Below are 213 nucleotides of genomic sequence, written 5' to 3'. Positions count from 1 at the left end.
GGTCTGGTAGAGAATACCGAGGCGTTCGGGTGAACTATGGTTAAGGAACTCGGCAAAATGCCCCCGTAACTTCGGGAGAAGGGGGGCCACACCTGGTGATGATCTTTACGGTCTGAGCTGGGGGTGGCCGCAGAGACCAGCGAGAAGCGACTGTTTACTAAAAACACAGGTCCGTGCGAAGCCGTAAGGCGATGTATACGGACTGACGCCTGC

The 213-nt window shown here is 56.3% G+C and carries 1 rRNA gene; it reads left to right on the top strand.

Annotation, left to right across the window (positions count from 1 at the left end):
- Nucleotides 1-213: ribosomal RNA gene (locus ADL25_RS20930) — 23S ribosomal RNA — on the top strand; the annotation flags it as partial.

Origin of the sequence: Streptomyces sp. NRRL F-5122 (assembly GCF_001507435.1) — a bacterium.
GTDB lineage: Bacteria > Actinomycetota > Actinomycetes > Streptomycetales > Streptomycetaceae > Streptomyces > Streptomyces lannensis.
This window is presented reverse-complemented; position numbering and strand designations above follow the sequence as displayed.